Genomic DNA, 7564 nt, shown 5'->3' on the forward strand with positions numbered 1-7564 from the left:
GCGACAGCGTCGCGGGCGTGGTCCCGTCCAATCTGTGCGGGTTCGAGTACGGCTTCCAGGCTCGAATCCACAGGATGGTGGGGGAGTCAGCGATTGTGGGCTTCGAAGTCGTCGAGGACGGCGACGATGCGTTCGACGGTGTCTTCCAGTCCGGTGCACCATTGCGATTTGGGCACTGGACTGCCGCTATCGCTCCAATGGATACGAGCAACGATGAGTATTCCGTAGGACGTTTCGATGCTCATTTCGCATCGTTCGGGCAGTGACTGGTTGGTTTTCAGCAGTGCCCGTCGACCTGCAATCTCGGTACGGCGAACGTCGTCGCCGTTGTCACTGGACTTCTGCTGTTCTTCCTCGAAGTTGAAATTGGCGGAGAGCACCGAGAGGTCGTAGCGGACTAGTACACCTGGGATGTGGACGGTGCCCTTGTAGGCGCAGCCAAGCATCGTGAAATGGGTGGCCGCGAAGTCGGCCTCGTCTTCCGTTGCCGGGTCGTAGCCAGCGGCGATGATCACGTCATTGGGAATGTCGAGGCAAGGATCGAAGGCCACCACAGGGCGGTTGGACTCGTCGGCCAGACGCGGCACGCGAGTCGCGGCGGTTGGCGATTCGACGGCTGAACTCACTGTCGTCGAACTATGGGTTGGGCTGGCGCAGCCGGCGAGTGCAGCTAGGACTACGAGCGTACCGGTGACGGTAGTAGCGGTACGGCGCGCTGTCACAACTCGTCCTGGGGAAGTACGTTCAAGCGTTGTACCCATTCGGATTCCGCGGCGAGGAAACCCTCACCGCCCATGGCGAACGTGTCGCGCATACCTCTGAGCACCGCTTCGAACTGTTTGAGTCGTTCGTAGAGCGACTCGGGCGTGCCCCGAGCTTTGCGTACGAAACCCGCGCGAAGGTCCTCGGCCGATTTGAAGCCCCCGAAACTCGGTACCGTGGTGAGATCGCCGGCCTGTCGGCCCGCCTCTCGAAGCGTCTCGAGCATGGTGTCGCAGATGGCGACGATCTCGTCGATCCTCTGCGGATCCAATCGAAGTCCCTCGGCCATGAATCCCCCCGGTATCAATTGGCCCCGGCACTGTACCGCACGAGTTGTGCGGTCGAATCCGCACAGCACGCCCTACCCGAACAGTGCGCGCAGCTGTTCGTTGGCGTCGTCGCGGTCGAACCACTCCGGGTCGACGCGCTCACTCGGCCGCAGTCCGAGCCACTGTCGGATCTCGTCGTGACGCTCGTGGGTCGGGTCGTCGGCCGCGGCGAGCATGTCCGTCCAGCCCCACGTCCCGCCGGAGTCCTCGGCCGGTGCCAGGCCCTGCCCGTCGACACAGGCAGCGCGCGGTGCCTCGGCGTCGAAGTCGGCGACGGACTCGACGACGATGTCGTGCGTCCACCCGTCGCCATAGTCGTACAGGTACGTCAGCGATGCCCCGACGTCGGGCAGTACCGTCCCGATGGTCACCATTCCCTCGTCGACGACCTCGTCCTGACCGTTCGCGAGCTCGTCGTCGAGCTGATCGTCGGGCACGTATACGCAACCACCGGTGAACGGCTCGCCCTCGGTGAACTGGTGCAGGTGGTAGTCCTCCCAGGCGAAGCAGCTCTGGATGACGAAGTGCAGATGCAGCAGGCTCAGGGAATTGTCGACCACCACTCGTCGCCACACCGCAGGCTCGCTGTCGCGCAACGTGATTCGCAGGGTGCACCGCTCGGGCGGGTGGATGGCGACGGGTGTCGCGTCGCCGAGGAGGATGCGCACGGCGGCCCGCACGGCAGGACGGAGAGGCGTCGGCACGCGGTAGCCGTCCGCGTCGTCAAGGATGCCGTCGGCGACGAGGTCGTCGAGGCGGTCGACGAGCATGCTGCCGAGAAGACTCGGTCCGACCGGCATGCCGGGGAACAACACGGACAGTGCGTGCAGGCGCTCGTCGGGGCCGGACGGCAGGGGGTGCTCACCGAGACCGGCGGACAGGACGGCAGCCGTCGCCTCGTCGAGGATGGAATGGAATGCCACGAGCCGCCCCTCGCCGCGCCTGCCGAGGGCCACGATGAGGGAATGTGACACCGCGTCCCGGCACAGGGTGAGGTACTCGCCGGGATTCCGGTCCGGATCCCGCCACGCCGGCGCGGCAGGACCGGGTTTGACAACGGTCTTTCCGATCGAGACCAGGTCCAGCATGGCTGCAACGACCCAGGTCTGTGCCAGCACGGAAAGATCCCACATCGACTGGACCTTGCGTGGTGCCAGATCCTCGCGCTTGCCGCCGACAGCGTCGAAGGCCTCCATGACCAGGGCACGCTTCAGCGCGCCGGTCGCGGTCACAGGCCGGCGTTCACCGATCCAGCCGAGCAGGGCGTCCAGCCGTGCGACGACCGGCACGACCGTCAAGGCGGCGCGTTCGACCTCGGGCTCGACCGGTGGTTCGTCGACCTCGGTGGGTGAAAGGGACGCGAGCCTCGATTCGATGTACGACGTGAGCGTGGACAGGGCGTACCCGAGGTCCTCGTCCTGGCCGGTCCACCGATTTGTCGCCGAGAGGAACTGCAGGAACACGGCGGCGTCCCCGGCGATGTGTGCCCGCGTCTCGTCGTCGTCCTCGACCAGTTCACTCGTCAGCACCCGCTCTAGAATGTGGTCCACGTCGCGGCTCCGCCATGCCGTGGTCGCAAACCCGGAATCCGCACGCGAGAGGGCGTCGATCGCGTGCCCGACGCTGGCAACGAACTCCTCCGCCTGATTCGCCGAGCACCCAGCGTTCTCCATCAGCCATGCGGCGAACTCCGGTGCCAGTGCGCGGTACTGCTCGATCGGTGTGTCCGCCCGGCGCCGGCGCGCGGCCAACGACACGACATTGTCGGGAAGTGGCTTACGAGGTGATGATCCGCGACTCGACCCGGAGCGCTTACGGGACATGGACGTCCGACCTCGATTCGGTGGGCATGGCACAGTTCTCGCCGATGCTATCGGTTCGCCACCGACGGTGCTCACGCAGCGACCGGGCGGTCGTGCGCGTCGAAGCGACGGCACGGACAGCGCACGGCGCGGCCCCGATCGTCGTCGGGCAGCCAGCCGTACTCGTCGCACCGGCCGCATCGGGGCGGCAGGGGAGAGCGGGGCAGGGGCAGCGCTTGCCACAGCGGGATCCATGCGTGGGCGAAGCGCGTCGGGTTGTTCGGTCGATGCGTCGATCGTGCCGCCGTGACCAGAGGTGGGATTCCGTGGGAGTCGATCAGTGCGACGATCTGGGAGCGCGCGGCGGCGGGCAGATAGTCGAACGTCGCCGTCAGGCCCGCGGCGCGGCATGCGGTCGCCAGCTCGCCGATCTGCTTCTTCTCCGGAATGCTGATCACCCCTTGTGGCCGCGCGGACGGTGCCGCCGGTTCGGCGGCCGGTGAGGGGTTGGTTTCAGTCTCTTGGTCCTCAGTACTTTGTTCAGCGCCGGGTTCTCCGGTGTCCGGTTCGCCGGGGTTCGGATTTCCAGGCCCCGGCTCGGGCCGGACCGGTACTTCGTAGACGGTCTGGACGGTGATCCACTGGCCGTGCTCGTTCTGGCGACGCTCGGTGACGAGGTGGCCGTGCGCAGCCAGTTCCCGCATCGCGGACCGGATGGCGTCACGGCCCTCGGACGGTGATTCCGCGGCGATCGCGTCGGAGCGAATGCGCCAGTCGGCCGGCTTCGACAGCAGCCAGATCAAGACCGCGCGGGCGCGGAAGGAGAGGTCCTTGTTGCCGATCGTCTCGTTGCGGACGACGGTGTAGTTGCTCGTCGGGCGCGGCGCGCGGCGCACGCCTCCGACGAGGGTATTGTTACCCACGTTCGACTCCTATTCAGTCGGACATCCGGCCCGTCGGGAGCGGCAACTCCTGGCGGGCCTTCTTCAATTGTGACCCTCGCGAGCGCGGGGCGATGACACATCGTGGCACCGTGCTGCCGACGCGTCAATCGATTCGTCTCGCTGGTGTGGAATACGTTGTGGGCGAGCGGTGGTCGTAGTCTCGGCGTGTCGCGCTCACCGATACCCGGTTGCGTCCGCGGGGAGTCCTGGATCCTGAACCTCCACCATGTACCGCCAGCAGTCCGGCTGAGACCCGTCGACGTCGGTGAAGCCGTACTCGCGCGCCAGGCCACCCGACGAAAAGGAGCCGCCGTTGCGCAGGTGCACGTCCGGATCTGCGGCCAGTGCCGCGACCGCCCGCCCGACGAACCGCGGCGACTCGGAGATCGCGACGAAGTGCTCCTCGGTGGCCTCGCGCCAGTTCTCCTCCGTGACCCCGAAGTGCTCGAGCATCATCTCCGACCGCATCCACCCGGGCGTCAGCGCGACGGCCGTGCACCCGTGCGGTGCGAGCTCCTTCGCCTGGGAGAACGCGAGCCGGAGCATCGCGGACTTGACCAGGTCGTAGAACACCGAGAGCCGAAAGTTCTTCGCGTTGTATTCGGCAGTGCCGTCGGTCATCTCGACGACGAGCCCGCCCGGGTTCCGGATCAGCAGCGGCAGCGCGAAGTGGCTGGTGATCAGGTGCGTGTCGATCGAGAGGTGCACCATCCGCAGCCCGCCGGTGAGGTCGTGCTCCCACAGCGGGGTCTCCCACTCGATGAGCTTCTCGCCGCCCCAGATGTCGTTGACGAGGACGTCAAGGCGGCCGTGTTCGTCGTCGACGCGCTGCACGAGCCGCCGCACCTGATCGGGATCGAGGTGGTCGACGGCGACGGGGATGCCGACTCCGCCCGCAGCCGTCACCAGCTCGGCGGTCTCCTCGATGGTCTCCGGCCGGTCGTACTCCGAGCGACGCTCGCGGGTGCTGCGGCCGGTGCAGTACACCGTCGCGCCGGCCTCGCCGAGGGCGATTGCGGTCCCGCGGCCGGCGCCGCGGGTGGCGCCGGCGACTAAAGCGATCTTGCCTTCGAGTGGCTGTGCCATGGCTGGAACGGTACTGCCGCAGCAGTCGGAAGGCAGCCGCACTCGGCGTGGCGCCGCCGGCGGTGTCGGACATATCAGTCACTATGTTCCGGTGCGCCGGTGGGACCGGCCGGAGAACAGTCGGAGGTAGAGCAGGTGCAGGTGATCGACACGCAGTCGCACGCGTCGGGTTCGCGGACGCTGCCGAAGGGCCACCGCTGGGTGGTCGTCGACGTCGAGACCTCCGGCCTGCGCGCCTACGCGCATCGGGTGCTCAGCGTCGCCGCGCTGGTGTTGCGGGAGGACGGCAGCGTCGAGCAGGAGTACTCGACGCTCGTCGACCCGGGTTGCGACCCCGGCCCGGTTCACGTGCACCGGTTGACCCGCGAACGGCTCGCCGGAGCTCCCCGCTTCGAGCAGATCGCCGGCGAGCTCGCCGAGGTTCTGAACGGCGGGACGATCGTCGCCCATAACGCGGCCTTCGACTACGGATTCCTCGACGCCGAATTCCGGCGCACCGGGACTGAGATCCCGGTCAAACAGCGGCTGTGCACTCTCGCCCTGTCGAGGCGGCTCGAGCTCGACGTGCCCGATCACAAGCTCTCCACCCTGGCCGCGCACTGGCAGGTCCAGCAGTTGCTCGAGCACGACGCCTACGACGACGCCCGCGTCCTCAGCGAGGTCTTCGTGCGCAGCGCCTCGCTCGCCGAGAGCCTGCAACTTCCGCTGCCGGTGGTCGACTGCCTCAGCCGCAGGTCCGCCTACCCGGACTCCGTGCCGCGGGTGCCGTGCGAGTGGAAAAACCCGGGACGCCTGTCGCTGGACGTCGGTCTGGTGCAGGGAATGAAGGTGGTGATCACCGGCCACACCACGACGCCGCGGGTCCCGCTCGCCGGCCGCATGGCTGACGCCGGCCTCGACGTGATGAACTCCGTCAGCCGCCAGACGAGCGTGGTCGTGTGCAACGACGCCGGCGTGCAGACGGGCAAGATCCGCAAGGCGATGGCCGAAGGCATTCCCGTCGTCACCGAGCGGCAGCTCGAGGACATGCTCACCCGGGTGTTGCCCGGCGAACCGAAGACGCGTCCGGTGGTAGAGGTGGCCGCGCCCGCTGCCGAGCCGGTGATCGAACCTCCACCTCAGCCGGAGACTGCTGAGTCCGTTGCTCCGAACCTTCCGGAGCGGATGCTCACTGGTCAGAAGCCGAAGCTGTGGCAGGGTCGGCGGGTGCTGCTCCTCGGCGGCACCCACCTCGACGCCGTGCTCATGCGTTCGCGTCTCATCCAGCTTGGCGCCCGCCCCTCGCTCAACCTCACCGCCGCGGTCACCGACGTGCTGATGCTCGAAGGCGGCGACAGCGACCGGCGGATGCCACGCATCACCGCGCGCGAACTCCCTGTCCTGACCAAGAGGGACGTCAGCGCCGCGGTGGAGAAGGGCGTCGTGCCACCGCACATGCGCATCGAGTCCCGCATCTCAGCGCCGGTGCTCGCACGAGGCGAGGTCATCGACCTGCCGGCCCGGAAGACATCCTGGACGGTCAACGTCGCCTGGCGCGCCGAGACGGATGACTTCGACGTCGACGTCGTCGCCTTCCTGCTCGGTGAAGATGAAAAGGTCGACAGCGACGACGACTTCGTCTTCTACAACAACCCCTCCGCCGAGGACGGCGCGATCGAGCTGTCGGTCGACGGAAGCAGCGAGCAGAGTGTACGGCTCGATCTCGCCGCGCTGCCCGACGAATGCGCGCGCATCGCGATCGCCGCAGCCATCGACGGCAAACGCACCTTCGGCGAACTGGGTGCGGTGTCGGTAAGTGTGGACGGTGAGGACGGCACGGCGGTGACGTTCGTGCTCGATGCCGGGACCACCGAGCGGACCATGGTGCTCAGCGAGATCTATCGGCGGGCGGGGAAGTGGCGGCTGCGCGCGGTGGGGCAGGGGTACGACGACGGCTTGAGTGGTCTGGTTGCGAGGTACGGCGTGGACGCCGAGTAGGTCGTCCGGACTTAGTCGACGCGGCCCGCCCCTGGAATACACCGGACCCGAGTGCGCACCGCGAATTCCGGCCTCCCGGGCATGGTGGCGCACACTGCGGGCCGCAGTGAATTCCTGTGCGGTCACTTGCTGCCCGCACTTCAGCGCAAGCCCATCCGTACGCCTTCCCAGGGGAATCGGTGACCTCGGATGTACTCGACCTCGCGTCTGGCGGGATGTTCGCCACCGTTGTTCTGCAGCAATGCGATTGCATATATCGGGGCACGGCTGTCGCCGGAGCCGAGGCGGACTTCGACGGACGTGTCGGAGATGCGGTAGAGCGGTCGTTGAACATCTACCTCATGAAGCTGAAGGATCGCTGTCGTCGATACGTGATCTTGGTGAGGGCTGAACGCTCACGGGGAGCGGGTCGGGCCCGCCGGTTATAGCCATTCGGCGACGCCGCCGTGTCCGGAACATGTGCCGCGTCGGTGTTGGCTGAAGGAGTAGGTGCCGTCATTGCAGCGTGCGGTGGCCCCGCTGGGAGGGCTCGGTGCTTCTACCGGACCGGGGATGCATTCGCCGTCGACGTTGATGTAGCTGTTCGGTCCGCAGCTGCCGTCATAGCCACCGTCGGGTGCGGGTGCCGGGAGCGGTACTGGCTCGGCTGGTATTGGTGCCGGAT

The 7564-nt window shown here is 67.2% G+C and carries 7 protein-coding genes; 1 reads left to right on the top strand and 6 read right to left on the bottom strand.

Translation table 11 applies throughout. The annotated features are described in order from the left end of the window. Nucleotides 1-86 precede the first annotated feature (86 nt). From G6038_RS21865 to G6038_RS21885, 5 genes are all read right to left on the bottom strand, one after another. The gene (locus tag G6038_RS21865) at nt 87-761 is read right to left on the bottom strand and encodes a DUF3558 domain-containing protein (RefSeq protein ID WP_206025445.1); all 675 of its coding nucleotides are present in this window, start codon (nt 759-761) and stop codon (nt 87-89) included. Beyond that, entirely contained in the window at nt 719-1051 is a 333-nt protein-coding gene (locus G6038_RS21870; RefSeq protein ID WP_165039858.1) for a hypothetical protein, read from the bottom strand. The genes G6038_RS21865 and G6038_RS21870 overlap by 43 nt, the downstream gene beginning before the upstream one ends. A gap of 72 nt (nt 1052-1123) precedes the next feature. Next, complete coding sequence (locus G6038_RS21875) at nt 1124-2848, bottom strand: plasmid pRiA4b ORF-3 family protein (RefSeq protein ID WP_346772882.1); 1725 nt, start codon at nt 2846-2848, stop codon at nt 1124-1126. A 137-nt stretch (nt 2849-2985) separates the two neighbouring features. Further along, complete coding sequence (locus G6038_RS21880) at nt 2986-3789, bottom strand: replication protein (protein WP_165039865.1); 804 nt, start codon at nt 3787-3789, stop codon at nt 2986-2988. Nucleotides 3790-4011: 222 nt separating this feature from the next. After that, nucleotides 4012-4923: an SDR family oxidoreductase gene (locus G6038_RS21885; protein ID WP_165039860.1), complete on the bottom strand. Its 912-nt coding sequence runs from the start codon at nt 4921-4923 to the stop codon at nt 4012-4014. Nucleotides 4924-5058: 135 nt separating this feature from the next. Between G6038_RS21885 and G6038_RS21890 the strand changes: the two genes are divergently transcribed. Continuing rightward, complete coding sequence (locus tag G6038_RS21890; RefSeq protein WP_165039861.1) at nt 5059-6900, top strand: TerD family protein; 1842 nt, start codon at nt 5059-5061, stop codon at nt 6898-6900. A 422-nt stretch (nt 6901-7322) separates the two neighbouring features. On the opposite strand, the gene G6038_RS21895 is transcribed toward G6038_RS21890, so the two are convergent. After that, entirely contained in the window at nt 7323-7553 is a 231-nt protein-coding gene (locus G6038_RS21895; RefSeq protein WP_195886208.1) for a DUF3761 domain-containing protein, read from the bottom strand. Nucleotides 7554-7564: the final 11 nt, after the last annotated feature.

This window comes from Rhodococcus sp. 14C212 (assembly GCF_011058195.1).
Taxonomy (GTDB): Bacteria; Actinomycetota; Actinomycetes; order Mycobacteriales; family Mycobacteriaceae; genus Rhodococcus; species Rhodococcus aetherivorans.

What these genes read in the sequence shown, in the direction of transcription:
- G6038_RS21865 (WP_206025445.1), bottom strand. Translation starts at nt 761, where the DNA reads ATGGGTACAACGCTTGAACGTACTTCCCCAGGACGAGTTGTGACAGCG.
- G6038_RS21870 (WP_165039858.1), bottom strand. Translation starts at nt 1,051, where the DNA reads ATGGCCGAGGGACTTCGATTGGATCCGCAGAGGATCGACGAGATCGTC.
- G6038_RS21885 (WP_165039860.1), bottom strand. Translation starts at nt 4,923, where the DNA reads ATGGCACAGCCACTCGAAGGCAAGATCGCTTTAGTCGCCGGCGCCACC.